Below are 25,889 nucleotides of genomic sequence, written 5' to 3'. Positions count from 1 at the left end.
GGACGACAAGAAACGAACCCTGCGTGTCCGTGCAGCATCGCTGCGTCTTCACCCGCTCCCGCGCACGAGCGTTGCGTCACTGCGGCGCGGGATGGCTGGCACCGGCCTCCGGACTGTCCGGCAGCAGATGGGAGAGCACCATCACGCTGATCGTCTTGCGGATGAACGGCTCCGTGCGGATCCGCTCCAGCACCTCCTCGAAGTGCTCCACGTCCCGCGCCCGCACATGCAGCAGCGCGTCCGCGCCGCCGGTCACCGTCATCGCCGCCGTGATCTCCGGATGGTTGCGCACCACCTCCGCCAGCCGCCTCGGCGGCGCCGCGCCCTCGCAGTACACCTCGACGTACGCCTCCGTGCGCCAGCCCATCGCCGACGGCTTCACCGTGGCCGTGAACCCGGTGATCACGCCCGCCTCGCGCAGCCGGTCCACCCGCCGCTTCACGGCCGTCGCCGACAGCCCGACGCCCGCCCCGATCTCCGCGAAACTCGTACGGGCGTTCGCCATCAGGGCGGTGAGGATCTTCCGGTCGAGGTCGTCGAACGGCGCGGGCCTGCTGTTCATGTCGGCACTGTATCCAGCGCGAACGCCCGTGCCCGGCACATGTCCAGGCCGCGCTCTGACCCCTACACTCCACGTTCATGCTGCGCGCCCTCGCCGTCGACGACGAACGCCCCTCGCTCGAGGAACTGCTCTACCTGCTCAACGCCGACCCCCGCATCGCCGCCGCCGAAGGGGCCGGCGACGCCACCGAGGCGCTGCGCCGCATCAACCGGGCGCTCGAGAGCGGCCCGGACGGACCCGACGCCGTCGACGTCGTCTTCCTCGACATCCAGATGCCCGGCCTCGACGGCCTCGACCTGGCCCGGCTGCTCACCGGCTTCGCCGCCCCGCCGCTGATCGTGTTCGTCACCGCCCACGAGGACTTCGCCGTGCAGGCCTTCGACCTCAAGGCCGTCGACTACGTGCTCAAACCCGTCCGCCGCGAACGCCTGGCCGAGGCCGTGCGCCGCGCCGACCAGCTGCGCGCCGCCGCGCCCCGGATACCGGTGAGCGAAGGCGACCCGGACCACCTGCCCGTCGAACTCGGCGGCGTCACCCGGTTCGTCGCCGTGGACGACATCACCCACGTCGAGGCCCGCGGCGACTACGCCCGTCTGCACACCCCCCAGGGCGCCCACCTCGTCCGCATCCCGCTGTCCACCCTGGAGGAACGCTGGCGCGGGCGCGGCTTCGTCCGCATCCACCGCCGCCATCTGGTCGCCCTGCGCCACATCGGCGAACTCCGCCTGGACGCCGGCTCGGTGAGCGTGCTGGTCGGCGGCGAGGAACTCCAGGTCAGCCGCCGCCACGCACGCGAGCTGCGGGACCTGCTGATGCGCGGCACCGCGCGCTAGGGGGACGTACGCCATGCCGCAGGACGCCGGCGAACGCCGGGTCGTCGTCACCGGGCCGCCCCGCCGCACCCGCCGGGCCCCGGGCCACTACCGGCCGCGCACCGAGATCGACGAGCAGACCACCCTCGGCCACACCTACGTCCGCTCCCTCATGCGCAGCCAACTGCGCACCGCCCTCGCGGTGTTCGCGGTCCTCGTGCTGCTCGTCGGCCCGCTGCCGCTGGTCTTCGCCGCCGCCCCCGAGGCCCGCCGCCTGAAGTGGGCGGTCCTCGGCTTCTGCCTCTACGCCCCCCTCGTCCTGCTCGCCCGCTGGTACGTGCGCCGCGCCGAACGCAACGAACGCGACTTCGTCCGGCTCGTCGAGGACCGCTGAGGCCGCCCGCACGTGAACTCCGCCTACACCGTCCCCGCCGTCGCCCTCGTCGTCGTCGCCACCGTCCTCGTCGGCGCGTTCGGCCTGCGCATCTCCCGCACCACCTCCGACTTCTACGTCGCCTCCCGCACCGTCGGCCCGCGCCTGAACGCCGCCGCCATCAGCGGCGAGTACCTCTCCGCCGCCTCCTTCCTCGGCATCGCCGGACTGGTCCTCGTCCAGGGCCCCGACATGCTCTGGTACCCGGTCGGCTACACCGCCGGCTACCTCGTCCTGCTGCTGTTCGTCGCCGCCCCGCTGCGCCGCTCCGGCGCCTACACGCTGCCCGACTTCGCCGAGGCCCGGCTCGCCTCCCAGGGCGTGCGCCGGCTCGCGGGCGGCTTCGTCGTCGGCGTCGGCTGGCTCTACCTGCTGCCCCAGCTCCAGGGCGCCGGACTGACCCTCGCCGTGCTCACCGGGGCGCCCGCCGCGCTCGGCGGGGTCATCGTCGCCGTCGTCGTGGTCGCCACGGTCGCCGCCGGCGGCATGCGCAGCATCACCTTCGTCCAGGCCTTCCAGTACTGGCTGAAACTGACCGCCCTGCTGGTCCCCGTCCTCTTCCTCGCCGTCGCCTGGCAGCACGACGGCGCGCCCCGGCGCGCCTTCGCCGAACCGGCCGCCTTCCGCGAACAGCGCACCGTCCGCGTCGACTCCACCCTCGACCTGCGGCTGGAGCGCCCGCTGACCGTCACCGTCAGCGGCGCCGTCGACGGCCGCGCCCTGCACGACCGTCCGGTCACCCTGCCCGCCGGCCCCCACCACGTCGAACGCGGCACCCGCCTCACCTTCGCCGCCGGCACCACCGTCCCCGAGGCCGGCCGCCCCGGCACCGGCGGCATGTCCGCCTCGCTCGCCACCGGCCGCGAGGAACGCCCGCTGTACGCCACCTACGGCCTGATCCTCGCCACCTTCCTCGGCACCATGGGCCTGCCCCACGTCGTCGTCCGCTTCTACACCAGCCCGCACGGCGTCGCCGCCCGCCGCACCACCGTCGCCGTCCTCGGCCTGCTCGGCGCCTTCTACCTGCTGCCGCCCCTCTACGGCGCCCTCGGCCGCCTCTACGCCCCCGAGCTGACCCTCACCGGCAACGCCGACGCCGCCGTCCTGCTGCTGCCCGACCGCGTGCTCGGCGGCCTCGGCGGCGACCTGCTGGGCGCGCTCGTCGCCGGCGGCGCCTTCGCCGCGTTCCTGTCCACCGCCTCCGGCCTCACCATGGCGGTGGCCGGAGTGCTCACCCAGGACGTGCTGCCCTCGCGCGGCCACCTGCCCGCACGCGGCGTACGGCACTTCCGGCTCGGCACCGCGCTCGCGATGGCCGTGCCGCTGGCCGCGAGCGTCCTGGTCGGCTCGCTGCCCGTCGCCGACGCGGTCGGCCTCGCCTTCGCCGTCTCCGCCTCCTCCTTCTGCCCGCTGCTCGTCCTCGGCATCTGGTGGCGGCGGCTCACCCCGCCCGGCGCGGCCGCCGGCATGCTCGTGGGCGGCGGCGCCGCGCTCGTCGCCGTCACCGCGACGATGGCCGGCCTCGCGGGGAGCGGACCGCTGCACGCGCTGCTCGCCTGGCCCGCCCTGTGGTCGGTGCCCCTCGGCTTCCTCACCATGGTGCTGGTCTCCCTCGCCACCCCCGGCAGGGTCCCCGCCGGGACGGCGGCCGTCCTGGCCCGGTTCCACCTGCCCGAGGAACTCGGCGCGGAGGCGAAGGCATGAGCGGATTCCTCGCCGGACTGTGCGTCGCCGTGCTGCCGCTGCTGGCCGCCGGGTTCTGGCTCGGCCGGCGCACCGCCCGCCCGCCGGGCCTCGGCGGCCTCGGCACCCCCGTCGAGCACGCCACCTTCCGCACCCTGCACACCGCCTCCCTCGCCGCGCCCCCGCTGCGCGCCGGACTCACCGAGGAGACCGCCGGCAAGTCGGCCCCGCGGCTGCGCACCCTGCTCGGCACCGACGCCCTCTGCCTCACCGACGACCGGCGCGTCCTGGCCTGGGACGGCGTCGGCGCCCACCACCGCGACGCGATCATGGAACGCCTCGCCGGGCCCCTGGACACCGGGCGCGGCGAGGCCTTCCGCCTCGACTGCGCCACCCCCGACTGCCCGGTGCGCTGGGCGGTCGTCGCCCCGCTCACCGTGGACGACCGCGTGCACGGCGCCCTGGTGGCCTGCGCGCCGGGCGAGTCCGCCGTCCTGGTACGCGCCGCCGCCGAGGTCGCCCGGTTCGTCTCCGTCCAGCTGGAACTCGCCGACCTCGACCGCTCCCGCACCCGGCTGATCGAGGCCGAGATCAAGGCCCTGCGCGCCCAGATCTCGCCGCACTTCGTCTACAACTCGCTCGCCGTGATCGCCTCGTTCGTGCGCACCGACCCCGAGCGCGCCCGCGAGCTGCTGCTGGAGTTCGCCGACTTCACCCGCTACTCGTTCCGCCGGCACGGCGACTTCACCACGCTCGCCGACGAACTGCACGCCATCGAGCACTACCTGGCGCTGGTGCGGGCCCGCTTCGGCGACCGGCTCGCGGTGACGCTGCAGATCGCCCCCGAGGTGCTGCCGGTCGCCCTGCCGTTCCTGTGCCTGCAGCCGCTGGTGGAGAACGCCGTCAAGCACGGTCTGGAGGGCAAGGCCGGCACCTGCCGCATCCGCATCACCGCACGGGACGCGGGCGCCGAGGCCCTGGTCGTCATCGAGGACGACGGCGCCGGCATGGACCCGCGGCTGTTGCACCGCATCCTGGCCGGCGAGGACAGCCCCTCCGGCGGCATCGGCCTGTCCAACGTCGACGACCGGCTGCGCCAGGTGTACGGCGACGACCACGGCCTGGTCCTGGAGACCGCGCCCGGCGCCGGGATGAAGATCACCGTCCGGCTGCCCAAGTACCAGCCCGGCGTCCACTCGGCCGGCCGGCTCGGGAACCTCACGGGCGACTGAGCGGCCGGACGACCGTGACCGACGGCCCGGGGAACCGCGCGCGTCCGGCCCGCCTCAGGAGCCGTGGGTGACCACCATGCCCAGCGTCACCAGCCCCAGCACGACCCACCCGAACCACAGCCACCCGTTGGCGCCCATCGCCACCGAATAGGCCGACACCACCACCAGGGCGCCCACCGTGAGCGCCCCCATGGCTCTCGTGGAACCGTCCGTCGAACCGGGCATCACGACACCCCTCCTCACGTCCGCCTCCCCTCCATGGTGCCCTCGTTTCACCTCCGGGGCGCCACAAGTGCGCGAACGGAGCGCGGGGGCGCGGGGCGGCGCGGCGCGGACGCGCGGCCGGAGAGGCGCGGGCGCGGGGCGGGGCGGGGCGGGGGCGGCGCAGGCGCGCGGGAGGGCCGGGGCGCGGGGAGGTCAGTTCCCGCGCGCGTTGAGCGACGCCAGATAGGCGTTGTACGCCGCCAGCTCCTTGTCGCCGTCGCGGTCCGCGGCCCGGTCCGTGCGCTTGGCCTGCCGCTGCTCGGAGCGGTACCACTGGAACAGCAGCGCCAGCAGCACCAGCACCGAGGGCACCTCGCTGAACGCCCAGGCGATGCCGCCGGCCGCGCTCTGGTCGGACAGGGCGTCGATGCCGAGCGAGGCGGGCGGGTTCTCGAAGGTCTTCACCATCGGGGTGGAGCCCATCATCAGCGCGATGCCGAAGAACGCGTGGAACGGCATGCCCGCGAACAGCTCCAGCATCCGCATCAGATAGCCCGGCCGGTGCGGCCCCGGGTCCACGCCCATGATCGGCCAGAAGAACGCCACACCGACCGCGAGGAAGTGCACCATCATCGCGATGTGCCCCGCCCGCGACCCCATCAGGAAGTCGAACAGCGGCGTGAAGTAGAGCGCGTACAGGCTCGCGATGAACATCGGGATGGTGAACGCCGGGTGCGTCACGATCCGCATGTAGCGGCTGTGCAGCAGGGCCAGCAGCAGCTCGCGCGGACCCTTGCGGCCCCGCCCCGCCACCGGCAGCGCCCGCAGCGCCAGGGTGACCGGCGCGCCCAGCAGGATCAGGATCGGCGACAGCATGCTGATCACCATGTGCTGCACCATGTGCACGCTGAACATGACCATGCCGTAGTCGTTCAGCCCGGTGCACATCGTCAGCAGCACGGTCAGCACACCGACGACGTACGCGACGGTCCGGCCCACCGGCCAGGAGTCGCCGCGGCGCCGCAGCCGCACCACGCCCCACCCGTACAGGGCGAGCCCGAGCAGGCAGGCGACGAGGAAGAACGGGTCCGTGGACCACTCGAGGCCGCGTCCCAGCGTGAACGGCGGCAGATCCATGGTCATGCCGTGCCCGCTGTGATCCATCCGCCGGCTCCTGATTCGTGGGGGTTGTGCGCTGTTGAACCACAGCTGTGCGCATCCGCAGCCGTCTGTCCCCAGCTGTCTGTCCGCACCCAGACTAGAACCGCCCCCGGCCGCGCTCGCGACCGGGGGCGGCTCGGGCCCGCACGTGTCCTACAGCACGCACTCCGCCTCGGCGTACCGGTCCGCGGGGACCGTCTTCAGGGTCTCCACGGCCTCGGCCAGCGACACCATCACGATGTCGGTGCCCCGCAGCGCGGTCATCCGGCCGAACTCCCCGCGGTGCACCGCCTCCACCGCGTGCCAGCCGAACCGGGTCGCCAGCACCCGGTCGTACGCCGTCGGGGTGCCGCCGCGCTGGACGTGCCCGAGGATGACCGGCCGGGCCTCCTTGCCGAGGCGCTCCTCCAGCTCGATGGAGAGCTGCCGGGCGATGCCGGCGAACCGCTCGTGGCCGTAGACGTCCTTGCCGCCCTCGTCGAAGTCCATGGTGCCGGGCAGCGGCTTGGCGCCCTCCGCGGCGACGACGATCGCGAACCGCTTGCCGGCCTCGAAGCGCTCGCCGACCTTCCGCGCCAGCTCCTCGATGTCGAAGGGCCGCTCGGGCACGACCACGGCGTGCGCGCCGGCCGCCATGCCGGACTGGAGCGCGATCCAGCCGGTGTGGCGGCCCATGACCTCCACGATCAGCATCCGCTGGTGCGACTCGGCGGTGGTCTTCAGCCGGTCCAGCGCCTCGGTGGCGACGGTCACGGCGGTGTCGAAGCCGAAGGTGACGTCGGTGACGGCGATGTCGTTGTCGATGGTCTTCGGCACGCCCACGATGGGCAGGCCGTTGTCCGACAGCAGCCGGGCCGCCTTGAGCGTGCCCTCACCGCCGATCGGGATGATCGCGTCGAGCCCCAGCTCCCGCACATGCCCCTTGGCCCGCTCCACGCCGTCGCGCAGATGCTCGGGGCGGACCCGGGAGGAGCCGAGGATGGTGCCGCCGCGGGCCAGGATGCCGCCGACGGCGTCGAGGTCGAGCTTGAGGTAGTCGCACTCCAGAAGGCCCTTCCAGCCGTCCCGGAAGCCGATGACCTCGTCGCCGTGGTCGGCGACCGCACGGTGCACGACGGACCGGATGACGGCGTTCAGACCGGGGCAGTCGCCGCCGGACGTGAGGACACCAATGCGCATAGCCCGAACAACCTTCTCCACATGGGCACGGGACCGGACCGCGCTGTCCGGCTCGATCCCCGCCACCCTAACGGCAGCAGGGGGGAGGGCCGCAGCATGCGTCCGCCTGCTGGACGGGGCCGCTCACCTGTGCGTACGGCCCGTCAGACGGGCTGGTTGCCGCATGCTGACGGGCCGGTGTACGCACGGTCGGGACCGGGCCGGGAGGGCCGTGGAGAAGAACCGTTTCCTGCTGCGCGGATCGCCGCCGGGTCACCGCCCGGACGGGCCGCCGCGCGGCGGGACGCCGGTCACGCGGGCTGCTGCGCCGCCGCGATGCGCTCGTCGCGGAGCGCCTCGTACCAGTGGTCGTCGATCGGCGGCAGCGCGTTGACGTCCAGCGCCAGCTTCAGCAGCAGGTCCGCGATCTGCGGGTTGCGGGCGAGCACGGGCCCGTGCATGTACGTGCCGAACACGGTGTCGTTGTACGCGCCCTCCGTGCCGTCGCCCGTGCCGTTGCCCCTGCCGATGCGGACCTGGGCGAACGGGCGGGCGGTGGGGCCGAGGTGGGTGACGCCCTGGTGGTTCTCGAACCCGGTCAGCGGCGGCAGCCCGAGCCGCGGGTCGATGTCCCCGAGCACGTCGCCCACGCAGCGCTCGCCCTCACCGCGCACCGACACCACGTCGAGCAGGCCGAGACCCGGCTCGCGCTGGCCGAGGTCGTTGACGAACTCGTGGCCGAGGATCTGGTAGCCGGCGCAGACCGAGAAGACGATCGCGCCGTTCTGCACGGCCTGGTACAGGTGCCCGTCGCGGCGCAGCCGCTCCGCCGCCAGCCGCTGCGGCCGGTCCTCGCCGCCGCCGATCAGGTAGATGTCGCCGGAGGTCGGGATCGGCTGGTCGCTGCGCACGTCCAGCCGGGCCACGTCCAGGCCGCGCTGCCGGGCCCGGCGCTCCACGACGAGCGCGTTGCCCTGGTCGCCGTAGGTGCTGAGCAGGTCCGGGTAGATCCACACCAGCCGCAGTTGGTTGTCGCTCATGAAGTGATCGTCCTTCGTGGTCAGTTGCCGACGCGGCGGCGCAGGTCCTGGAACGCGGTGTAGTTGGCGATGACCTCGATCCGGCCGGGCGGCGCCTGCTGCACCGCCTGGTCGAGGTTCTCGCAGACCTGGAAGTGCTGGTTCGCGACCTCCAGCCGCACCGCGAGGTCCAGCTTGCGGTCGCCGATCACGAAGAGGGGGTGGCCGGTCAGCCGGGTGTAGTCCACGTCCCACAGCCACGAGGTGTCGGTGCCGTCGGCGCCGCGCGCGTTCACCGACAGGATCACCGGGGCCGGCGGCGGGTCGATCAGCGAGAACGTCTCCAGCCAGCCGGCCGGGTTCTTCGCCAGCAGCAGCCTGAGGTCGCGGTTCATGAACTGCACCACGTCGTAGCGGCCCGCCACCGCCTGCACCTGGTACATCCGCTCCAGGGCGACCTGCGGCGGCACCCCGAAGACGGCGGCGACGGCCGCGGACGAGGCGGCGTTGGCCTTGTTGGCGCGGCCCGGCAGCTGGAGGTGGATCGGCCAGGCCGAGCCGTGCGGGTCCAGCACGTGGTCGCCGGACAGGGCCCAGCTCGGGGTGGGCCGGCGGAAACCGCACTCGTTGCAGTACCAGTCGTCGCCGGGGCGCTGCATCACGCCGCCGCACGACGGGCACGACCAGGCGTCGTCCTTCCACATCTGCCCGGCCGCCACCCAGATGACGTTGGGGGAGGAGGACGCGGCCCACACGACCAGCGGGTCGTCGCAGTTGGCGACCACCACGGCCTTGCAGCCGGCCAGGCCCTCGCGCCAGTTCTCGGCGAGCATCCGGGTCTCGGCGGCCCGGTCCAACTGGTCGCGGGAGAGGTTGAGCAGCGCGATGCACTTGGGGTCGGTGTCCCGGGCGACGCCCGCGAGGTACTTCTCGTCGACCTCTATCACCGCGAACTTGGCGTCCGAGCCGCCCGCCAGCGCCGAGGTGATGCCCGCCGGCATGTTCGCGCCGAGCGCGTTGGAGACCACCGGTCCGGCCGCCCGCAGCGCCTCCGCGATGAGCCGGGTCGTGGTCGTCTTGCCGTTGGTCGCCGACACCAGGACGACGTCCAGGTTCTGCGCGAGCCGGGCCAGCAGGTCGGGATCGAGCTTGAGCGCCACCCGGCCCCCGATCACCGAACCGCTGCCGCGCCCCGCGGCGCGCGATGCCGCCGCGACCGCCTTGCCCGCGGTCACGGCCAGCTTGGCCCGCGGCGTGAGCGGGTCCGAGTTGCCTGCCATCAGTTCTCGATCCTCCTTGCGTACGCGCCGCGCCTGAGCCATCCGGCAACGTGGTGTGGACCTCAGCCTATCGAGATCCGATCGTGCTCCCGAACCCCGGCACGGTCGCGGCGCCCGCGCGCCCTTCGCGCGTTCACCAGGACCGTACCCTTGCCGCCATGCGAAACGGCTCGATCCCGGGCGCCCGCGGGCGCGTGCGGCCCCTCACCCTCCTCGGCGACGCGGCCCTGGCGGCGCCCTGCCGCGAGGTCACCGAATTCGGCCCCGAACTGGCCGCGCTGGTGGAGGACTTGTTCGCGACGATGTACGCCGCCCGGGGCGTCGGACTGGCCGCGAACCAGGTGGGCCTCGACCTCAGGGTGTTCGTCTACGACTGCCCGGACGACGAGGACGTACGGCACCTGGGGCACCTGGTGAACCCGCGGCTGGTGGCCGCCGACGGACTGCTCTTCCGCGGCCCGGAGGGCTGTCTGTCCCTGCCCGGCCTGGAGGCGGGCGTCGAGCGCCACGACCGCGCGGTCGTCGAGGGGTTCACGGTCGCCGGGGAGCCGGTCACCGTGGAGGGCACCGGCTTCTTCGCCCGATGCCTCCAGCACGAGTGCGACCATCTGGACGGCCGCCTGTATGTGGACCATCTCACGGGATGGCGCCGGCGCAAGGTGCTCCGACAGGCGGCGCGGGCGCCGTGGAACCGGGGCCGTGCCGCCGGAATTGAGCACGTGTGAAGTGAGATGCCGGAATCGGTCCGGTCGGGCTGAACCTCCGCCGGGCCCGCGGGTCCGGCGAGCCGCCGCAGGGCCGCCGACGGCGGGAGGCCGAGGCTGAGCCGGGAGCGGGCATCTCGGGAGCCAGGTCGCCGGGAGCGGGCACCTCGGGAGAGAGGCCGCAGGGCGTGAGCGCCTTGGGAGCGAGGTCGCAGGGTCAAGGCCGCCGGGGCGCGGACGCGGGTCCGGCCCGTCGGGCGGGGCTCCGGGGGAGGGGGAGCGGGGGCTCAGAAGCCGGGGCCGCCGACCTTGTCGCCGGCCGCCGCGAGGCGTCCCCACAGCAGGTCGGCGAGGCTGCACACCAGCTCCGTGCGCGAGCACGGGCGCTCGCCCAGCCACCAGTCGCCGGCCGCGTGCATCATGCCGACGATGCCGTGGCCCCAGACCCGGGCCAGCTGCTGGCTGCCCGGTCCGAGGTCGAGCCGCTCCTCGATCACCTGCGCCAGCTCCTCGCCCATCCGGCGCAGCAGCGGCGCGGAGTGCTTGCCGACGTCGAAGCCCTGGTCGCCGCCCTGGCCGCCCTCCGCCGGATGCATCAGGAACCGGTACACCTGCGGGCGGGCCTCTATGGCCGCCAGATAGGTCTCCAGCGTCGACTCGACCCGCTCGCGCCGCTCGGCCGGGGCGTCCAGCGCCGCCCGCAGCGAGTCGAGCAGGGCGTCGGTGTGCCGCTGGGCGAGGGCGGCGTACAGGCCGCCCTTGTCGCCGAAGTGGCGGTAGAGGATCGGCTTGGTGATGCCGGCCTCGGCCGCGATGGCGTTCATCGAGGCCTGCGGGCCGTCGCGCAGCACCACCCGGTCGGCGGCTTCCAGCAGCTCGCGCCGTCGGCGGTCGGCGGACCGCTGCTGATCGGTCCGCTGCGTGGTGTCCATGATCTCTCCCCACCCGTGCTGATTCGGTGACGCCTGCGCAAACTAACACTGACCGGCCTCGGCGCCTCGAACGGGCTACTGACGAGACTAGGTGATTTGACTTTTCCTACTCGTCGGTAACACAGTAGCGTTACCGCAAGTAACAAGCCTGTGCGCCGCTGGAGGGGACATGGCCGAGTTCACCATGGAGCTCAACGACGAACAGAAGGAGGTCCGGGACTGGCTGCACGGCTTCGCCGCCGACGTCATCCGGCCCGCGGCCGCCGAATGGGACGAGCGTGAGGAGACTCCCTGGCCGGTCATCCAGGAGGCCGCCAAGGTCGGCATCTACTCCCTGGACTTCTACGCCCAGCAGTACTTCGACTCCACCGGCCTCGGCATCCCGATGGCCATGGAGGAGCTGTTCTGGGGCGACGCCGGTATCGCCCTGTCGATCGTCGGCACCGGCCTGGCCGCCGTCGGCGTCCTCGCCAACGGCACCGAGGAGCAGATCGGCACCTGGATCCCGCAGATGTACGGCGACGCCAACGACGTGAAGGTCGCCGCCTTCTGCTCCTCCGAGCCCGACGCCGGCTCCGACGTGGCCTCCATGCGCACCCGCGCCGTCTACGACGAGGCCAAGGACGAGTGGGTGATCAACGGCACCAAGACGTGGGCGACCAACGGCGGCATCGCCAACGTCCACGTCGTCGTCGCCTCCGTCGACCCGGAACTCGGCTCCAAGGGCCACGCCTCCTTCATCATCCCGCCGAACACGCCGGGCTGTTCCCAGGGGCAGAAGTTCAAGAAGCACGGCATCCGCGCCTCGCACACCGCCGAGGTGATCCTCGACAACGTGCGCGTCCCCGGCTCCTGCCTGCTCGGCGGCAAGGAGAAGCTGGACGAGCGCCTCGCCCGCGCCCGCGAGAAGGCCAAGAAGGGCGGCGAGCGCGTCAAGAACGCGGCGATGGCCACCTTCGAGGCGTCCCGCCCGGCCGTCGGCGCCATGGCCGTGGGCACCGCCCGCGCCGCCTACGAGGTCGCCCTCGACTACGCCAGGACCCGCGAGCAGTTCGGCCGGCCGATCATCGACAACCAGGGCGTCGCCTTCCAGCTCGCCGACATGGCCACCTCCGTCGACGCGGCGCGTCTGATGGTGTGGCGGGCCTCCTGGATGGCGATCAACGGCAAGCCGTTCACCGCCGCCGAGGGCTCGATGTCCAAGCTGTTCGCCAGCGAGACCGCCAAGAAGGTGACCGCGCAGGCCATCCAGATCCTCGGCGGCAACGGCTACACCCGCGAGTACCCGGTGGAGCGGATGCACCGCGACGCCGCCATCTACACGATCTTCGAAGGCACCAGCGAGATCCAGCGGCTGGTGATCGCCCGCACGATCTCGGGCCTGCCGATCCGCTAGCGGTCCGCCAGGAGATCCGCACGCGCGTGCGCCCCGCCCGTCGGACACGGGCGGGGCGCACGGCCGTACCGCCGGCCGGGCGTCAGCGGTGCCTGAGCGGCGTCAGCTGCTCGATGTCGTACCGCTTGCGCAGCGCCTCGATGGCCTCCAGGTCCGGCGGGCCGCCGCTGCCGAGGATCTCCAGCAGTTCGTCGAAGTACCGCTCGTGGTCCGGCGGCGGGGAGGCCTGGAAGAACATCTTCGCCGGGCTCTGGGTGGGGTTGGCGAACGCGTGCGGGCAACCCGGGGGCACCACGATGACCGTGCCCGGAGTGGCCCGCACCACGCGCCGGCCGGAGCTGGACTCCCACCGCTGCCAGTTGTCCGGGGTCCGCACCCGCGGCTCGAAGGCGAGCACGTCCAGCTCGCCCTCCAGCACGTAGAACAACTCCTCGCTGCGCGTGTGCACATGGGCGCCGACGTCGAAGCCCGGCGGGACCTCCACCTCGAAGGTCGAGGCCGCCCGCGAGTGCGAGCCGGTCACCTTGTACGTCACGCGCTGCGCGGCCGTCTCGACGACCCGGCCGTGCCCCGGTGGCACGAGCAGCCCGTCGGCGCCGGTGGCCGGGGGGACCTCGATCGCGGTGATCGGTGGCTCGATGGTCGTCATGGGCACCTCACCAGGTCACGGGCAGGGCCTCGGGCCCGCGGATCAACGCGCCCTTCTTGAACGGCACCTGACCCGGCGGCACCGACAGGCGCAGCCCCGGCAGCCGGTCCAGGAGGGCGTCGACCAGCAGCTCCGACTCCATCCGGGCCAGCTGGCCGCCGGGGCAGTAGTGCGGGCCGAAGCCGAAGGCCACGTGCGGGTTGGGACTGCGCGTGAAGTCGATCTCCTCCGGGTCGGCGAAGACCTCCGGGTCGCGGTTGGCGGCCAGGTACGACACGTAGACCGCGTCGCCCGCCCGGATCCGCACCCCCTGGATCTCCACGTCCTCCAGCGCGATCCGGGACAGCCCGACCGCGTTGCGGTGCGGGATGTAGCGCAGCAGCTCGTCGATCGCCTGCGGGCGGATCGCCCGGTCCGCGCGCAGCCGGTCGGCCAGCTCGGGACGGGTCAGCAGGAGGTAGAACATCTGCCCGCTGTTGTTGGTGACCGCCTCGCCGCCGATCTGGAGCAGCACCGCGAGACCCACGGCCTCCTCCAGGGTGATCTCCCGGCGCCCGACGGCGGCGCCGAGCAGCGAGGCCACGTCCTCCTCGGTGCTGTCGGCGCGCGCGTCGATCAGCTCCGCGAAGTACGCGCCCATCTCCTCCTTGGCCCGCTCGCTGACCTCGGCGCCGTGCGCGGAGGACAGGATCAGCTGCGTCCAGGTGTGCATGCCGTGCCGGTCGGCGGCGGGCACCCCCATCAGCTCGCAGATCACCGCGATCGGGAACGGGCTGAGCACCGCGCTGGTGAGGTCGGCGGGCGGGCCGGCCGCGATGAGTTCGGTGACCATCTCGTCCAGCATCCGCCGGGAGCTGTCCCGCACCCGCTCCACCCCCCGCGCCGTGAAGGCGGGGGCGACCGAGCGGCGCAGCCGGTTGTGGTCGGGCGGGTCCAGGAAGCCGACCGCGCCCCGGCTCGGGATGAAGTGCGGGGCCAGCCGGGTGACCTGCCGGTCCATGACCGCCTCCCGGCTGAACCGGGGGTCGTTGGCGACCAGCCGCACATCCTCCATGCGGGTCACCAGCCACGCCCAGCCCTCGCCGTTGGGCAGCTCGATCCGGGTGACCGGGCCCTCCTCCATCAGCTCGGCCAGCACCGGGTCGAAGTCGACGCCGGTCAGATCGCGGGCCGGCCAGTGCCGGACCGGGGGCAGGCCCGTGGCCGGACACGTCGTGGCCGTGCCCGTCGGGGCCGCGTCGGTCGAGGTCGTGGTGAGCACGCTCTCGCTCATGCCCGGCCCCCGTTCTGCCAGCTGCCCAGCGACATCTCCGCGGTGATGCCGGGGCCGAACCCGGCGAGCAGACCGCGCGCGCCGTCCTCGGGCACGCCCTCGTCGAAGAGCCGGCGCAGCGCGTCCAGCACGACGGCGCTGGCGATGTTGCCGTACTCGGTGAGCGTGGCCCGGCTGAACCGGAACGCGTGCGGTTCGACCTTCAGGAACTTGCTGAGGTCGTCGAGGATCCGCGGGCCGCCCGCGTGGATGACGTAGAAGTCCAGGTCGGACGCGTCCCACGCGTGCATCCCGGCGAGGTCCTGGAGGGCCGGGGCGAGCGGCTCCATCGTGGTGGGCACCCGCTTGTCCAGCAGGAAGTGGAAGCCCGTCTCCCGGACGTCGTACGCGATCCAGTCCTCGGTCTTGGGGATCAGGTACGAGCCGTTGCGCTCCAGCCGGACGCCGGTGCCGCCGGTGCCGCGGACCACGGCGGCGGCGATGCCGTCGCCGAACAGCCCGTTGGACAGGAGCGAGCCGACGCCGAGGTCGGTCGGCTGGTAGCACAGCGAGCAGAACTCGCAGGCCACGATGAGCGCGTTGGCGTCGGGGTAGGCCGTGCAGAAGTCGTGGGCCCGGTTGATCGCCGCGCCGCCCGCCGCACAACCGAGCTGGGCTATGGGTATCTGACGGGTGGTCGAGTCGAACGCCATCTCGTTGATCAGCCACGCCGTCAGCGAGGGCATCATGAAGCCCGTGCAGGAGACGTAGATGATGACGTCGATGTCGGTGGTCAGGAGTTCGGCGTCGTCGAGCGCCCGCTGGATGACGGCGGGGACGCGGGACTTCGCCTCCCGCTCGTAGAGCTTGTTGCGCGCCTCGAAGCCCGGGTGCTTCAAGGTCTCTTCGATGGGCTGCACGATGTGCCGGGTGCGCACACCGGTGTTCTCGATCAGCCGGAGGGCCAGCGGGAGTTGCGGGTGGTCCGCGTGGCGGGAACGCGCGAGGTCGAGCGTTTCCTCCATCGTGATGACGTGCTCTGGAACGGACACCGAAGGTCTGCACAAAGTCGCCATGAGCCGTGCCTGCTTTCGCCTTCCGGAAGGCCGGTAGCCCCCCGGTCAGAGGGTTGTGCACCCAGAAGGGTGGTCCACCCACCTTCGCCCGGGAGAGCGACGATCTCTCGCCGGACTACTCCAATCCGGCGACGGAGGTCCGGCCGCGGAGCGGGCCGGCGGGGCCGCGCGGCGGGACGGTGAGGGTCCTTCAGTCGCGAGGAAACCGCAGGTCAGAGCCCTTGCGCGGACCGGCCGGCCGACGGCGGCCGTCCGGTCCGGCCGACCGGTGGCCGATGCACGGCGAGCCGGGCCCCGCTTCCCGCGCCGCCGAGCGCACACAGCCGAACGGCCGCCGACGGGTCCGCGGGGCGTCGGCGGCCGTCCGGCCCGCCCGGTCGGGGATGGTGGGGGCGTGCGCTGCGCGCGGAGTCGGCGGGGACGGCGTCGGTACGGTGTCGGTGCGGCTCCGTGCGCGCGGCGTCCGCGGGCGTGGTGTCCCGCCCCGGGGCGGTGTGGCGTCGTCCGGCGCGCGGGGGCGGCTGCCGCTTCGGTACGCCGCCGGAGGCGGCGGGGGAGCGGAGGGAGCCGGCGGCCGAGGACGGCGGTCCTAGGGGGTCGTCCCGCTGCTGTGGGCGATGCACGCCACGTCGATCCGGTCGGCCAGCTTGGCCAGTTCGATGGTGAGAGCGGCCACCGTGTCCTCGTCGAGGCCCTCCTGCCCGGCCTCCACCAGACGCAGCCACCGGCCGCCCACCGTCCGCAGCAGCTTGCTCACGTCGGCCGCGGCCACCTGGAGCGTACCGCGGTCGTCGACGATCAGAGGGAGAGTCACTTCGCGGTTCACAAAGGCGATCGTAGCCGCGGAAGCCTCACGCCCCGTGCCATACCGTGGTGATGTTGCAGAACTCGCGGATTCCGTGCCCGGACAGCTCACGCCCGTACCCCGAGCGCTTCACCCCGCCGAACGGCAGCGCCGGATGCGAGGCGGTCATCCCGTTGACGTAGACGCCGCCGGCCTCCAGATCCCGCACGAACCGGTCGACCTCGCTCTCGTCGCGCGTCCACACGTTCGAACTCAGGCCGAACGGCGAGTCGTTGGCGATCAGCACCGCCTCGTCCAAGTCGTCCGCCCGGTACAGCGTGGCGACCGGGCCGAAGGCCTCCTCGCGGTGGATGCGCATCTCCCGGGTGACGCCGGCCAGCACGGTCGGCGGGTAGTACCAGCCGGGGCCCTCGGGCCGTTCGCCACCGCACAGCACCCGCGCCCCGCTGCGCCGGGCGTCGTCCACCAGCTCCTCCAGGTCCGCCCGGCCGCGCTCGCTGGAGAGCGGCCCGACCTCCGTCTCCTCGCGCATCGGATCGCCCACCTTCAGCGCCTCCATCCCGGCGGTGAACCGCTCGGCGAAGGCGTCGTAGACGTCCGTGTGCACGATGAACCGCTTCGCGGCGATGCACGACTGCCCGTTGTTCTGCACCCGCGCGGTCACCGCCACCTCGGCGGCCCGGTCCACGTCGGCCGACGGCATCACGACGAACGGGTCGCTGCCGCCCAGCTCCAGCACCGTCTTCTTGATCATCTCCCCGGCCGTGGAAGCCACCGCGCGCCCGGCCGGCTCGCTGCCGGTGAGCGTGGCCGCCCTGACCCGCTCGTCGCGCAGGATGTCGTCCACCGCGCCGGAGCCGATCAGCAGGGTCTGGAAGCAGCCCTCGGTGAAACCGGCCCGGTGGAACAGGTCCTCCAGGTACAGCGCGGTCTGCGGCACGTTGGAGGCGTGCTTGAGCAGCCCGACGTTGCCGGCCATCAGCGCGGGCGCCGCGAACCGCACCACCTGCCACAGCGGGAAGTTCCACGGCATCACGGCCAGCACCGGGCCGAGCGGCCGGTAGCGGACCAGCGCCCGGGAGGCCCCGGAGTCCTTCACATCGGACTCGGCGGGCTCCTCGTCGGCGAGCAGCCCCTCGGCGCGCTCGGCGTACCAGCGCATCGCCTTGGCGCACTTGGCCGCCTCGGCGCGGGCCTGCTTGACCGGCTTGCCCATCTCCGTCGTCATGACCCGGGCGATCTCCTGCCGGTCCTCGTCCAGCAGATCGGCGGCCCTGTTCAGCAGCCGGGCCCGCTCGGCGAAGGAGGTCGTCCGGTACGTGCGGAAGGTGGCCTCGGCGAGCTGGAGCCGGCGTTCGATCTCCTCCTCGTCCATGGCCTCGTACGTCTTGAGCGTCTCGCCGTTGGCCGGGTTCACCGTGGCGATGGACATGACTGACCTCCCTGGGAGCGGGCTGTGCTTCGACCTTCGCGCGCCGCGGTGCCGGCCGCAACGCGTGGGCCCTCCTCAGCGCGAGTGCTCAGCCAACCGGTCCAGAAACGCGGCCTGCGCCTTCACGATCACCTCGCGCGCCCGGTCGAGGCCGAGCCACTCCACCCGGTCGATCTCCGGGAACTGGGCGATGCGCCCGGACCGCGGCGGCCACTCCATGGAGAACGTACCCGGAGTGATCGCCGCCGGATCGAGGTCGCCCTCCACCGCCCAGGCGGTCACGATCTTGCCGTTCGCCTGCCGGACCTCGCCGAGCGGCACCGCCTCGCCGTCGGGCGGCGCGAGCCCCAGTTCCTCCTGGAACTCGCGCCGGGCGGCCGTCCAGGCGGGCTCGTCCGGGGTGTACTCGCCCTTGGGCACCGTCCAGGCGCCCACGTCCCGCCGGGCCCACAGCGGACCGCCCATGTGCCCGAGCAGGACCTCCAGACCGTCGCCGGGGCGGCGGAACAGCAGCAGTCCGGCGCTGCGTTTGCCGCGCTGGTCGCGGTGGCGGTGCGGGGCCTCCGGGGGGTGCGGGGCCTCCGGGCGGTCGGGCCGGTCGGATTGGTCGGGCCGGTCGGATTGATCGGGCTGGTCGGGCCGGTCGGGCCGGTCCGGGCCGTCCGGCTGGACCGTGTCATCGTCATCCGGCTTCCCGCTCTGGTCTCGCCGGTCCCGCTCGTCGTGCTCGTGCCGCTCGTCCCGCCGGTCCGTCACGGCCGTACCTCCGGGTGTGCCGCCAGCAGCGTCTCCACGGTGTCCGCCTCCTCGGGGCGTTTGTCCTCCCGGTAGCGCACGACCCGGGCGAAGCGGAGCGTGACGCCGGCCGGGTAGCGCGTGGAGCGCTGCAGGCCGTCGTAGGCGATCTCGACGACCAGCTCCGGGCGCACGGTCACGCCCCAGCTCCGCTCCTCCACCGCCAGCTCCCGCAGCCGCTCGGTCTGCCAGGCCAGCATCGTGTCGGTCATGCCCTTGAACGTCTTGCCGAGCATCACGAAGCCGCCGTCGGCGCCGCGGGCGCCCAGGTGCAGGTTGGACAGCCTGCCGGTACGGCGGCCGTGGCCCCACTCGGCGGCCAGGACCACGAGGTCGAGCGTGTGCACGGGCTTGACCTTCAGCCAGGACGCGCCGCGCCGCCCCGCGCTGTAGGGGGCGTCCAGGGCCTTGACGACCACGCCCTCGTGGCCGCGTTCCAGGGTCTCGGCGAGGAAGTCCTCGGCCCGCCGGACCTCCTCAGGCCCGGCGACCAGCGTCCGCCGCGCCCGCATCGGCTCCGGGACCAGCCGGGCCAGCTCGGCGTGCCGCTCGGTGAACGGCAGGTCCAGCAGGTCGCGGTCGCCGACCGACAGCACGTCGAAGAAGACGGGCGAGACGGGGACCGCCGCGGCGGCCGTCGCCACGTCCAGCCGGGAGCCGACGCGGCCGGCGGTCTCCTGGAACGAACGCGGGCGGCCGTCCGCGCCGAACGAGATCACCTCGCCGTCCAGGATGAACCGCTCGCCGGCCAGCTCCAGCGCCGCCGCGGTCACCTCCGGCAGCCGGTCGGTGATGTCGTCCAGGGTGCGGGTGTGGACGCGGACGGTGTCGCCGTCGCGGTGCACCTGGACGCGGATGCCGTCCAGCTTCTCCTCCACGGCGCACGCGCCGAGCTTGTCGACCGCCTCGGCCACCGAGGAGGCGCTGTGCGCGAGCATCGGCAGCACCGGGCGGCCCACGGTGAGCCGGAAGCGGTCCAGGGCCGGCGGGCCGTCCGCGAGCAGCGCCCGGGCCACCGGTTGCAGCGACCCGGCCAGCATCACCGCCCGGCGCACGTCCGCGGGCGGCGCGCCCGTCGCCTGCGCCAGCCCCTCCACGGCGAGTGCGTCCAGCGCGCCCTGCCGGACCTCGCCGGTGAGCAGCCCCAGCAGGAACCGCTGCTCGTCCTCGGTGGCCGCCGCCATCAACTCGCCCACGATACGGGTGCGTTCCGCCTGCGAGCCGGGTCCCGACACCTTGCCCAGCTCGCTGAGCCGGGCGTCCACCTCGGCCACGGTGAGGGACGGCTCGGCGGCCGGCGCGACCCGGCGGCCAAGCACCTTCCAGCCGACGCCGAGCCGGCCCTGCGGCAGCCGTCCCGCCAGATACGGGATGACGATCGGCACGTCGTCCGCCTCCGCCTCCCGGAACAACTCCGCGAGCAGGGCGGTCTTCCGGGACCGCGCCGAGGTGGCCGCGACCTCCCGCGACACCTGTGCCAGCCGGGCGAGCAACATGCAGTCATGGTGCACCGGAGAGGGACACCCCACACCTGCGCACCGCTGCCGCACCCTCGCCTGTCGGCCTGCCAGGCCGTCCGTCGGACCGCCTGCTCGTCGGTCCGGCCGCCGGCTGCCCACCCGACCACTCGGCCGTCCGTCTGACCGGCCGACCTCCTGCTTGTCCGCCCGCCCGGCCGTCTGTCCGCCCGGCTGCCTGTCCGTCCGCCTGCCTATCCGCCCGCCCGGCGGCTTGGCCGTCCGTCTGTCCGTCCGCTCGCTCGTCTGCCTGCTCGGCCGTCCACTCGTCGGTCCGGCCGACCGCTCGGCCGCCCGCCTGGCCGCCCGGCCGTCTGCCTGCGCGTCCGTCCGCTCGGCCGTCCGTCCGCCCCGTGCGAGGCGGCCTCCGCGCACGGCGCGCACGGGCACCGCGCCCGGCCTGCGCTTCGCCCCGCAGCCCGTGCGGGGCGGCTGGGGCGGGCGGGCGGCGTGGTGATTCGGTGCGCGTCTCGGCCCGGCCGGTGCGCGGCCTCTCGGCCCGGCCGGTGCGCGGTCCGCGCCTGGGGCGCGTCTGGCCGGCCTGCGGCCTGCGGCCTGCGGCCCGTGCACGGCGGGGCCTGGCACGGCGGTACGGCACGGCGGCCCGGCACCGAGGCGCGGCGTCCGCGGACCGGCGCCCGCGGACCGCGCCCCCCGCGCCGTGCCCGGGCTGCTACGCCCCCGTCGCCGCCCCGCTCCGGGCGGCCACCGCCGTGTCGAGGTCGGCGAACAGCAGTTCGCCGTTGATCGCCGCGCCGGCCCGGTAGCCCCGGCTGGCCGCGTTGATCACCTGCTCGGCGAAGCCGCTCGCGTTGCCCGCCGCCCACAGCCCGGGCACGCTGGTCAGCCCGCGCTCGTCGATCACCGGGTACGCGCCGAACGGCGTCTCGCGCAGCTCGGCGCCGAGCCGCCGCAGCAGGTCGTTGCGCGGCACGGCGCGCGGCGCGACGAACAGCGCCTCGCGGGCGTGCGCCGTCCCGTCGGCGAGCCGGACCCCGGTCAGCCGGTCGTCCTCGACCACGACCTCCGTCACCCTCCCCGGCACCACGGCGACCCCCGCCGCGGCCAGCCGGCGCAGATCGTCGTCGGACAGCTCGGCCTCGTCCACCTCGTGCAGGAACAGGGTCACGTCCTTGGACCACTGGGTCACCATCAGCGCCTGGTGCACGCTCAGCGCCGTCGTGGCCAGCACCCCGAAGGCCTGGTCGCGCACCTCCCAGCCATGGCAGTACGGGCAGTGCAGCACGTCCCGGCCGAAGCGCTCGGCGAGCCCCACCACCTTCGGCAGCTCGTCCTTCAGCCCGGTCGCGACGACCAGCTGCCGGGCGTGCACCGTGCGCCCGCCCGCCAGGGTCACGTCGAACTCCCCGCCGGCATCCCGTACGGCGTCCACCGCCTGGTCCCGGACCAGCTCGACCCCGTACCGCGCGATCTCCTCGCGGCCCACGGCCAGCAGTTCGGCCGGGGGCATGCCGTCGCGCGACAGGAATCCCTGCAGGTGCGCGGAGGGTGCGTTGCGCGGCTCGCCCGCGTCCACGACCAGGGTGCGACGCCGGGCTCGTCCCAGGACCAGCGCGGCGGACAGCCCGGCCGCCCCGCCACCGACCACGACCACCTCGTACGCCCCGGCCCGATCGGTCTCCGCGGCCCCCACGGTCTCCACGGCTCCCGCCGCCTGCCCGGCCCTCTCGGTCCCGCTCTTCCCGCTCTGTCCGGTCTTCTCGCTCACGATGACCACCTCCGCGCACGACGGTCGCCGAGGAGCTGCCGGATTGACAAACGTCTTTGCCGAACCTGCAATGTCGCTATGAGTACCGACGACGTACTGGCGGGTGTGGGGGCGAGGCTCCGCCGGCTCCGCAAGGAGCGCGAGGTGACCCTCGCGGCCCTCTCGGAGACGACCGGCATCTCCGTCTCGACCCTCTCGCGGCTGGAGTCCGGCCTGCGCAAACCCAGCCTGGAACTGCTGCTGCCGATCGCGCAGGCCCATCAGGTGCCGCTCGACGAACTGGTCGGCGCGCCGCCGGTCGACGACCCCCGGGTGCGCGCCCGGAAGCCGATCGTGCGCGGCGGGCGCACCCACTGGCCGCTCACCCGCCAGCCGGGCGGCCTGCAGGCGTACAAGGTGCTCGAACCCCAGCGCAAGCTGGAGCCCGACCCGCGCACCCACGAGGGCTACGAATGGCTGTACGTGCTCTCCGGCAGGCTGCGGCTGGTGCTGGGGGAGCACGACGTGGTGCTCGGGGCGGGCGAGGCGGCGGAGTTCGACACACGTGTGCCGCACTGGTTCGGCTCGACGGGGGAGGGGCCGGTGGAGTTCCTGAGCCTGTTCGGACCGCAGGGCGAGCGCATGCACGTACGGGCGCGACCGAGCCGCCCTGCCGATAACGACTGACCCGGCGCGGGGATCGGGCCGGGTCATGGGTTCCGCGATCGGCAAGCAACCGCTTAGTATGCGGACGACCCGGTCCGACGAAGCAGTCACCCGTGGAGGCGGCGCATGCAGGCATGGCGAGTGCACGAGAACGGCGAACCGAGCGAGGTGATGCGGCTGGAGGAGACCGAGCGGCCCGCGCCCGGCGACGGCCAGGTCCTGCTGAAGGTGCGTGCCGCCAACATCAACTTCCCGGACGCGCTGCTGTGCCGCGGCCAGTACCAGGTCCGCCCGCCGCTGCCCTTCACCCCGGGCGTGGAGATCTGCGGCGAGACCGAGGACGGCCGCCGGGTGATCGCCAACCCGGCGCTGCCGCACGGCGGTTTCGCCGAGTACGCCGTCGCGGACGCCGCGGCCCTGCTGCCCGCCCCCGAGGCCCTGGACGACGCCGAGGCGGCGGCCCTGCACATCGGCTACCAGACGGGCTGGTTCGGCCTGCACCGCCGGGCGCGCCTGGAGGCCGGCGAGACGCTGCTCGTGCATGCCGCCGCGGGCGGCGTCGGCAGTGCGGCCGTCCAACTCGGCAAGGCGGCCGGCGCCACCGTCATCGGTGTCGTCGGCGGCCCGGACAAGGCCGCCGCGGCCCGTGAACTGGGCTGTGACGCGGTCGTCGACCGGCACGCCGAGGACGTCGTCGCCGCCGTCAAGGAGGCCACCGGCGGCCGGGGCGCGGACGTGGTCTACGACCCGGTCGGCGGCGCGGCCTACACCCAGTCCGCCAAGACGGTCGCCTTCGAGGGCCGGATCGTCGTCGTGGGCTTCGCCAGCGGCACCATCCCCAGCCCCGCCCTGAACCACGCGCTGGTGAAGAACTACTCGATCCTCGGCCTGCACTGGGGCCTGTACAACTTCAAGAACCCGAAGCTGGTCCAGCACTGCCACGAGCAGCTCACCGAACTCGCCGCCCGGGGCGCGATCAGGCCGCTGGTGAGCGAGCGGGTGCCGCTGGCCGGCGCCGCGCGTGCCGTGCAGCGGGTCGCCGACGGTGTCACCACCGGCCGCATCGCCGTGGTGCCCGCGCTGGAGAACGGAGCCGCCGGATGACCGAACGCCGCCTCGACGCGGCCGGACTGCGCCGCCGCACCCAGGAACTGCTGGCCGCCCACCCACCCGCCGCGACCGACCGGCAGACCTTCCTCGAAGCCCGGTTCGACGCGGGCCTCGCCTGGGTGCACTACCCGGAGGGCCTCGGCGGACTCGGCGCCCCGCGCTCGCTCCAGGCCGTCGTGGACGCCGAGCTGGAGGCGGCCGGCGCCCCCGACAACGACCCGCGCCGCATCGGCATCGGCCTGGGCATGGCCGCCCCGACCATCCTGCGCTACGGCACCGAGGAGCAGCAGCGGCGCTTCCTGCGGCCCCTGTGGACCGGCCAGGAGGTGTGGTGCCAGCTGTTCAGCGAGCCCGGCGCCGGCTCCGACCTGGCCGCCCTCGGCACCCGCGCCGTCCGCGACGGCGACGACTGGGTGGTCGACGGGCAGAAGGTGTGGACCTCCAGCGCCCATGTCGCCCGCTGGGCCATCCTCATCGCGCGCACCGACCCGGATCTGCCCAAGCACCAGGGCATCACCTACTTCCTGTGCGACATGAGCGACCCCGGCGTCGAGGTCCGGCCGCTGCGCCAGATCACCGGCGAGGCCGAGTTCAACGAGGTCTTCCTCACCGGCGTCCGCATCCCCGACTCCCACCGCCTGGGCGGCGTCGGCGAGGGCTGGCGGGTCGCGCAGACCACGCTGATGAACGAGCGGGTCTCCATCGGCGGCATGCGGCTGCCCCGTGAGGGCGGCATGATCGGCCCGGTGGCGAAGACCTGGCGCGAACGCCCGGAACTGCGCACCCACGACCTGCACCAGCGGCTGCTGAGGCTGTGGGTGGAGGCCGAGGTCTCCCGGCTCACCGCCGAACGCCTGCGCCAGCAACTCGCCGCCGGCCAGCCCGGTTACGAGGGCTCGGGCATGAAACTCGCCTTCGCCCGCCTCAACCAGGAGATCAGCGGCCTGGAGGTCGAACTGCGCGGCGAAGAAGGCCTGTTGTACGACGACTGGACCATGCGCCGCCCCGAACTGGTCGACTTCACCGGCCGCGACGCCGGATACCGCTATCTGCGCGCCAAGGGCAACAGCATCGAGGGCGGCACCAGCGAGATCCTGCTGAACATCGTCGCCGAACGCGTCCTGGGCCTGCCCGCCGAGCCGCGCACCGACAAGGACGTCGCCTGGAAGGACCTGGCCCGATGACCGATCTTCTCTACTCCGAGGAGGAAGAGGCGCTGCGCGCCGCGGTCCGCGACCTGCTCACGGACCACTGCGACGCGGCGGGCGTGCTGGCGCGCGCCGAGTCGGAGGCGCCGCACGATCTCGCGCTGTGGAAGTCGCTCGCCGAGGGCATGGGTCTTGCCGGTCTGCTGGTGCCCGAGGAGCAGGGTGGGCAGGGCGCCACGCACCGCGAAGCGGCCGTCGTCCTGGAGGAGTTGGGCCGTGCGGTCGCTCCGGTCCCGTATCTCACCAGTGCCGTCGTCGCCACCGAGGCGCTGCTGGCCTGCGGCGAGGAGGAACTGCTCGCCCGGCTTGCCTCCGGCCGCACCGTCGGCGTCCTCGCGGTCGCCCTGCACCTGGCCCCCGGCGCCGCTTTCCCCGCCGTACGCGTCCAGGACGGCGTCCTGCACGGGGAGTTGACCGGCATCGCGGACGCGGCCGCCGCCGACGTTCTGCTGGTCCCGGCCGAGGACGGCGGCCTGTACGCGGTGGACTCCGACGCGGTGACCGTCACCGGACAGGTGTCCCTCGACCTGACCCGCCCGGTGGCCGCCGTACGGCTCGACGGCGCCGCCGGCCGCCGCGTCGGCGACGCCGGGCCCGCCGTGCGCCGCGCGCTGCGCGCCGCCGCGGGACTGCTCGCCTCCGAGCAGTTCGGCCTCGCGGACTGGTCGTTGACCGAGACCGTGCGCTATCTGAAGGAACGCAAGCAGTTCAACCGGCCGGTCGGCGGCTTCCAGGCGCTCAAGCACCGGCTCGCCCAGCTGTGGCTGGAAGTCGTCAACCTCCGCGCCGCCGCCCGCAACGCCGCCGACGCCCTCGCGCGCGACGAGGACGCCGACGTGGCCGCCGCCGTCGCCCAGGCCTACGCCGCCCCGGTCGCCGTCCACGCCGCCGAGGAGGCGCTGCAACTGCACGGCGGCATCGGCATGACCTGGGAACACCCGGTCCATCTGTATCTGAAGCGGGCCAAGGCCGATTCCCTCGCCTACGGGACCGCGGGCGCCCACCGCGAGGCGCTGGCCGGCCTGGTGGACCTCCAGGCCCCCTGACGCGCACCCCACCGTGTGGCCGCCCCGGCCGGGACGGTCATACGGCGGG

24 protein-coding genes and 1 pseudogene are annotated in these 25,889 nt (G+C 73.6%); 10 read left to right on the top strand and 15 right to left on the bottom strand.

Going from position 1 to position 25,889, the window contains the following annotated elements; translation table 11 throughout:
- Window positions 1–76 precede the first annotated feature (76 nt).
- Window positions 77–562, bottom strand: coding sequence for an Lrp/AsnC family transcriptional regulator (locus K7787_RS03770; RefSeq protein ID WP_009187397.1), 486 nt, complete (start codon window positions 560–562; stop codon window positions 77–79).
- 77 nt (window positions 563–639) lie between these two features.
- Here K7787_RS03770 and K7787_RS03765 point away from each other — a divergent pair, with 77 nt between their 5' ends.
- Genes K7787_RS03765 through K7787_RS03750 form a run of 4 tightly spaced genes read left to right on the top strand, consistent with a single transcriptional unit; the run spans window position 640 to window position 4,722 of the window.
- Complete coding sequence (locus K7787_RS03765; protein ID WP_164388656.1) at window positions 640–1,395, top strand: LytR/AlgR family response regulator transcription factor; 756 nt, start codon at window positions 640–642, stop codon at window positions 1,393–1,395.
- A gap of 13 nt (window positions 1,396–1,408) precedes the next feature.
- Window positions 1,409–1,768 (top strand): hypothetical protein, encoded by a 360-nt coding sequence (locus K7787_RS03760; protein WP_009187395.1) that lies wholly within the window; start codon window positions 1,409–1,411, stop codon window positions 1,766–1,768.
- Window positions 1,769–1,780: 12 nt separating this feature from the next.
- Window positions 1,781–3,511 carry a sodium/solute symporter gene (locus K7787_RS03755; RefSeq protein WP_223000485.1) on the top strand — a complete coding sequence of 577 codons (1,731 nt, stop codon included), beginning with the start codon at window positions 1,781–1,783 and terminating at the stop codon, window positions 3,509–3,511.
- Window positions 3,508–4,722, top strand: coding sequence for a sensor histidine kinase (locus K7787_RS03750; protein ID WP_223000484.1), 1,215 nt, complete (start codon window positions 3,508–3,510; stop codon window positions 4,720–4,722). The genes K7787_RS03755 and K7787_RS03750 overlap by 4 nt, the downstream gene beginning before the upstream one ends.
- 54 nt (window positions 4,723–4,776) lie before the next feature.
- Here K7787_RS03750 and K7787_RS03745 read toward each other — a convergent pair whose 3' ends face one another.
- From K7787_RS03745 to K7787_RS03725, 5 genes are all read right to left on the bottom strand, one after another.
- Complete coding sequence (locus K7787_RS03745) at window positions 4,777–4,947, bottom strand: hypothetical protein (protein ID WP_043261627.1); 171 nt, start codon at window positions 4,945–4,947, stop codon at window positions 4,777–4,779.
- Window positions 4,948–5,139: 192 nt separating this feature from the next.
- A complete protein-coding gene (locus K7787_RS03740) occupies window positions 5,140–6,090 on the bottom strand; it encodes a cytochrome c oxidase assembly protein (RefSeq protein ID WP_009187392.1) in 951 nt (316 codons plus the stop codon).
- Between the two features lie 150 nt (window positions 6,091–6,240).
- Window positions 6,241–7,266 (bottom strand): 6-phosphofructokinase, encoded by a 1,026-nt coding sequence (locus tag K7787_RS03735; RefSeq protein ID WP_009187391.1) that lies wholly within the window; start codon window positions 7,264–7,266, stop codon window positions 6,241–6,243.
- Between the two features lie 290 nt (window positions 7,267–7,556).
- Window positions 7,557–8,285: a type 1 glutamine amidotransferase gene (locus K7787_RS03730; RefSeq protein WP_009187390.1), complete on the bottom strand. Its 729-nt coding sequence runs from the start codon at window positions 8,283–8,285 to the stop codon at window positions 7,557–7,559.
- Between the two features lie 20 nt (window positions 8,286–8,305).
- Window positions 8,306–9,544: a MurT ligase domain-containing protein gene (locus K7787_RS03725; RefSeq protein WP_009187389.1), complete on the bottom strand. Its 1,239-nt coding sequence runs from the start codon at window positions 9,542–9,544 to the stop codon at window positions 8,306–8,308.
- Window positions 9,545–9,702: 158 nt separating this feature from the next.
- On the opposite strand from K7787_RS03725, the gene def reads away from it, so the two are divergent.
- Window positions 9,703–10,269, top strand: a complete 567-nt coding sequence (gene def, locus K7787_RS03720; protein WP_223000483.1) for a peptide deformylase — start codon at window positions 9,703–9,705, stop codon at window positions 10,267–10,269.
- 266 nt (window positions 10,270–10,535) lie between these two features.
- Here def and K7787_RS03715 read toward each other — a convergent pair whose 3' ends face one another.
- A complete protein-coding gene (locus tag K7787_RS03715) occupies window positions 10,536–11,180 on the bottom strand; it encodes a TetR/AcrR family transcriptional regulator (RefSeq protein ID WP_223000482.1) in 645 nt (214 codons plus the stop codon).
- Between the two features lie 169 nt (window positions 11,181–11,349).
- Between K7787_RS03715 and K7787_RS03710 the strand changes: the two genes are divergently transcribed.
- Window positions 11,350–12,576 (top strand): acyl-CoA dehydrogenase family protein, encoded by a 1,227-nt coding sequence (locus tag K7787_RS03710; protein WP_009187386.1) that lies wholly within the window; start codon window positions 11,350–11,352, stop codon window positions 12,574–12,576.
- 82 nt (window positions 12,577–12,658) lie between these two features.
- On the opposite strand, the gene K7787_RS03705 is transcribed toward K7787_RS03710, so the two are convergent.
- The 8 genes and pseudogenes from K7787_RS03705 to K7787_RS03670 all read right to left on the bottom strand — a co-directional run bounded on the left by K7787_RS03705 (window position 12,659) and on the right by K7787_RS03670 (window position 21,765).
- The gene (locus K7787_RS03705) at window positions 12,659–13,225 is read right to left on the bottom strand and encodes a cupin domain-containing protein (protein WP_009187385.1); all 567 of its coding nucleotides are present in this window, start codon (window positions 13,223–13,225) and stop codon (window positions 12,659–12,661) included.
- Between the two features lie 7 nt (window positions 13,226–13,232).
- Complete coding sequence (locus K7787_RS03700; protein WP_247720516.1) at window positions 13,233–14,498, bottom strand: cytochrome P450; 1,266 nt, start codon at window positions 14,496–14,498, stop codon at window positions 13,233–13,235.
- Window positions 14,495–15,562, bottom strand: a pseudogene (locus K7787_RS03695) (type III polyketide synthase); the annotation flags it as partial. The gene K7787_RS03700 and the pseudogene K7787_RS03695, both read right to left, overlap by 4 nt.
- A 580-nt stretch (window positions 15,563–16,142) precedes the next feature.
- Window positions 16,143–16,379, bottom strand: coding sequence for a DUF6213 family protein (locus tag K7787_RS03690; protein WP_009187382.1), 237 nt, complete (start codon window positions 16,377–16,379; stop codon window positions 16,143–16,145).
- Window positions 16,380–16,404: 25 nt separating this feature from the next.
- Complete coding sequence (locus K7787_RS03685) at window positions 16,405–17,790, bottom strand: NADP-dependent succinic semialdehyde dehydrogenase (protein WP_223000480.1); 1,386 nt, start codon at window positions 17,788–17,790, stop codon at window positions 16,405–16,407.
- Between the two features lie 75 nt (window positions 17,791–17,865).
- Complete coding sequence (locus tag K7787_RS03680) at window positions 17,866–18,306, bottom strand: NUDIX hydrolase (RefSeq protein WP_223000550.1); 441 nt, start codon at window positions 18,304–18,306, stop codon at window positions 17,866–17,868.
- Between the two features lie 236 nt (window positions 18,307–18,542).
- The gene (locus tag K7787_RS03675; protein WP_223000479.1) at window positions 18,543–20,081 is read right to left on the bottom strand and encodes an ATP-dependent DNA ligase; all 1,539 of its coding nucleotides are present in this window, start codon (window positions 20,079–20,081) and stop codon (window positions 18,543–18,545) included.
- Window positions 20,082–20,775: 694 nt separating this feature from the next.
- Window positions 20,776–21,765 (bottom strand): NAD(P)/FAD-dependent oxidoreductase, encoded by a 990-nt coding sequence (locus K7787_RS03670; RefSeq protein WP_372456599.1) that lies wholly within the window; start codon window positions 21,763–21,765, stop codon window positions 20,776–20,778.
- 144 nt (window positions 21,766–21,909) lie between these two features.
- Here K7787_RS03670 and K7787_RS03665 point away from each other — a divergent pair, with 144 nt between their 5' ends.
- The 4 genes from K7787_RS03665 to K7787_RS03650 all read left to right on the top strand — a co-directional run bounded on the left by K7787_RS03665 (window position 21,910) and on the right by K7787_RS03650 (window position 25,840).
- Window positions 21,910–22,497: an XRE family transcriptional regulator gene (locus tag K7787_RS03665; RefSeq protein ID WP_223000478.1), complete on the top strand. Its 588-nt coding sequence runs from the start codon at window positions 21,910–21,912 to the stop codon at window positions 22,495–22,497.
- A 105-nt stretch (window positions 22,498–22,602) separates the two neighbouring features.
- Window positions 22,603–23,580 carry an NADPH:quinone oxidoreductase family protein gene (locus K7787_RS03660; protein WP_223000477.1) on the top strand — a complete coding sequence of 326 codons (978 nt, stop codon included), beginning with the start codon at window positions 22,603–22,605 and terminating at the stop codon, window positions 23,578–23,580.
- Window positions 23,577–24,770 carry an acyl-CoA dehydrogenase family protein gene (locus tag K7787_RS03655; RefSeq protein ID WP_223000476.1) on the top strand — a complete coding sequence of 398 codons (1,194 nt, stop codon included), beginning with the start codon at window positions 23,577–23,579 and terminating at the stop codon, window positions 24,768–24,770. The genes K7787_RS03660 and K7787_RS03655 overlap by 4 nt, the downstream gene beginning before the upstream one ends.
- Entirely contained in the window at window positions 24,767–25,840 is a 1,074-nt protein-coding gene (locus K7787_RS03650) for an acyl-CoA dehydrogenase family protein (RefSeq protein WP_223000475.1), read from the top strand. The genes K7787_RS03655 and K7787_RS03650 overlap by 4 nt, the downstream gene beginning before the upstream one ends.
- Window positions 25,841–25,889 lie beyond the last annotated feature (49 nt).

This window comes from Streptomyces sennicomposti, from assembly GCF_019890635.1.
Taxonomy (GTDB): Bacteria; Actinomycetota; Actinomycetes; order Streptomycetales; family Streptomycetaceae; genus Streptomyces; species Streptomyces sennicomposti.
Note: the sequence above shows the minus strand (reverse complement) of the source record. Positions and strands in the feature narration are given on the sequence as shown.

Excerpts from the sequence above, each read along its gene's own strand:
- K7787_RS03760 (WP_009187395.1), top strand. The coding sequence starts at position 1,409 with ATGCCGCAGGACGCCGGCGAACGCCGGGTCGTCGTCACCGGGCCGCCC.
- K7787_RS03770 (WP_009187397.1), bottom strand. The coding sequence starts at position 562 with ATGAACAGCAGGCCCGCGCCGTTCGACGACCTCGACCGGAAGATCCTC.
- K7787_RS03735 (WP_009187391.1), bottom strand. The coding sequence starts at position 7,266 with ATGCGCATTGGTGTCCTCACGTCCGGCGGCGACTGCCCCGGTCTGAAC.
- K7787_RS03650 (WP_223000475.1), top strand. The coding sequence starts at position 24,767 with ATGACCGATCTTCTCTACTCCGAGGAGGAAGAGGCGCTGCGCGCCGCG.
- K7787_RS03745 (WP_043261627.1), bottom strand. The coding sequence starts at position 4,947 with ATGCCCGGTTCGACGGACGGTTCCACGAGAGCCATGGGGGCGCTCACG.
- K7787_RS03660 (WP_223000477.1), top strand. The coding sequence starts at position 22,603 with ATGCAGGCATGGCGAGTGCACGAGAACGGCGAACCGAGCGAGGTGATG.
- K7787_RS03730 (WP_009187390.1), bottom strand. The coding sequence starts at position 8,285 with ATGAGCGACAACCAACTGCGGCTGGTGTGGATCTACCCGGACCTGCTC.
- K7787_RS03715 (WP_223000482.1), bottom strand. The coding sequence starts at position 11,180 with ATGGACACCACGCAGCGGACCGATCAGCAGCGGTCCGCCGACCGCCGA.
- K7787_RS03705 (WP_009187385.1), bottom strand. The coding sequence starts at position 13,225 with ATGACGACCATCGAGCCACCGATCACCGCGATCGAGGTCCCCCCGGCC.
- K7787_RS03740 (WP_009187392.1), bottom strand. The coding sequence starts at position 6,090 with ATGGATCACAGCGGGCACGGCATGACCATGGATCTGCCGCCGTTCACG.
- K7787_RS03655 (WP_223000476.1), top strand. The coding sequence starts at position 23,577 with ATGACCGAACGCCGCCTCGACGCGGCCGGACTGCGCCGCCGCACCCAG.
- K7787_RS03700 (WP_247720516.1), bottom strand. The coding sequence starts at position 14,498 with ATGAGCGAGAGCGTGCTCACCACGACCTCGACCGACGCGGCCCCGACG.
- K7787_RS03685 (WP_223000480.1), bottom strand. The coding sequence starts at position 17,790 with ATGTCCATCGCCACGGTGAACCCGGCCAACGGCGAGACGCTCAAGACG.
- def (WP_223000483.1), top strand. The coding sequence starts at position 9,703 with ATGCGAAACGGCTCGATCCCGGGCGCCCGCGGGCGCGTGCGGCCCCTC.
- K7787_RS03765 (WP_164388656.1), top strand. The coding sequence starts at position 640 with ATGCTGCGCGCCCTCGCCGTCGACGACGAACGCCCCTCGCTCGAGGAA.
- K7787_RS03665 (WP_223000478.1), top strand. The coding sequence starts at position 21,910 with ATGAGTACCGACGACGTACTGGCGGGTGTGGGGGCGAGGCTCCGCCGG.
- K7787_RS03750 (WP_223000484.1), top strand. The coding sequence starts at position 3,508 with ATGAGCGGATTCCTCGCCGGACTGTGCGTCGCCGTGCTGCCGCTGCTG.
- K7787_RS03675 (WP_223000479.1), bottom strand. The coding sequence starts at position 20,081 with ATGTTGCTCGCCCGGCTGGCACAGGTGTCGCGGGAGGTCGCGGCCACC.
- K7787_RS03725 (WP_009187389.1), bottom strand. The coding sequence starts at position 9,544 with ATGGCAGGCAACTCGGACCCGCTCACGCCGCGGGCCAAGCTGGCCGTG.
- K7787_RS03710 (WP_009187386.1), top strand. The coding sequence starts at position 11,350 with ATGGCCGAGTTCACCATGGAGCTCAACGACGAACAGAAGGAGGTCCGG.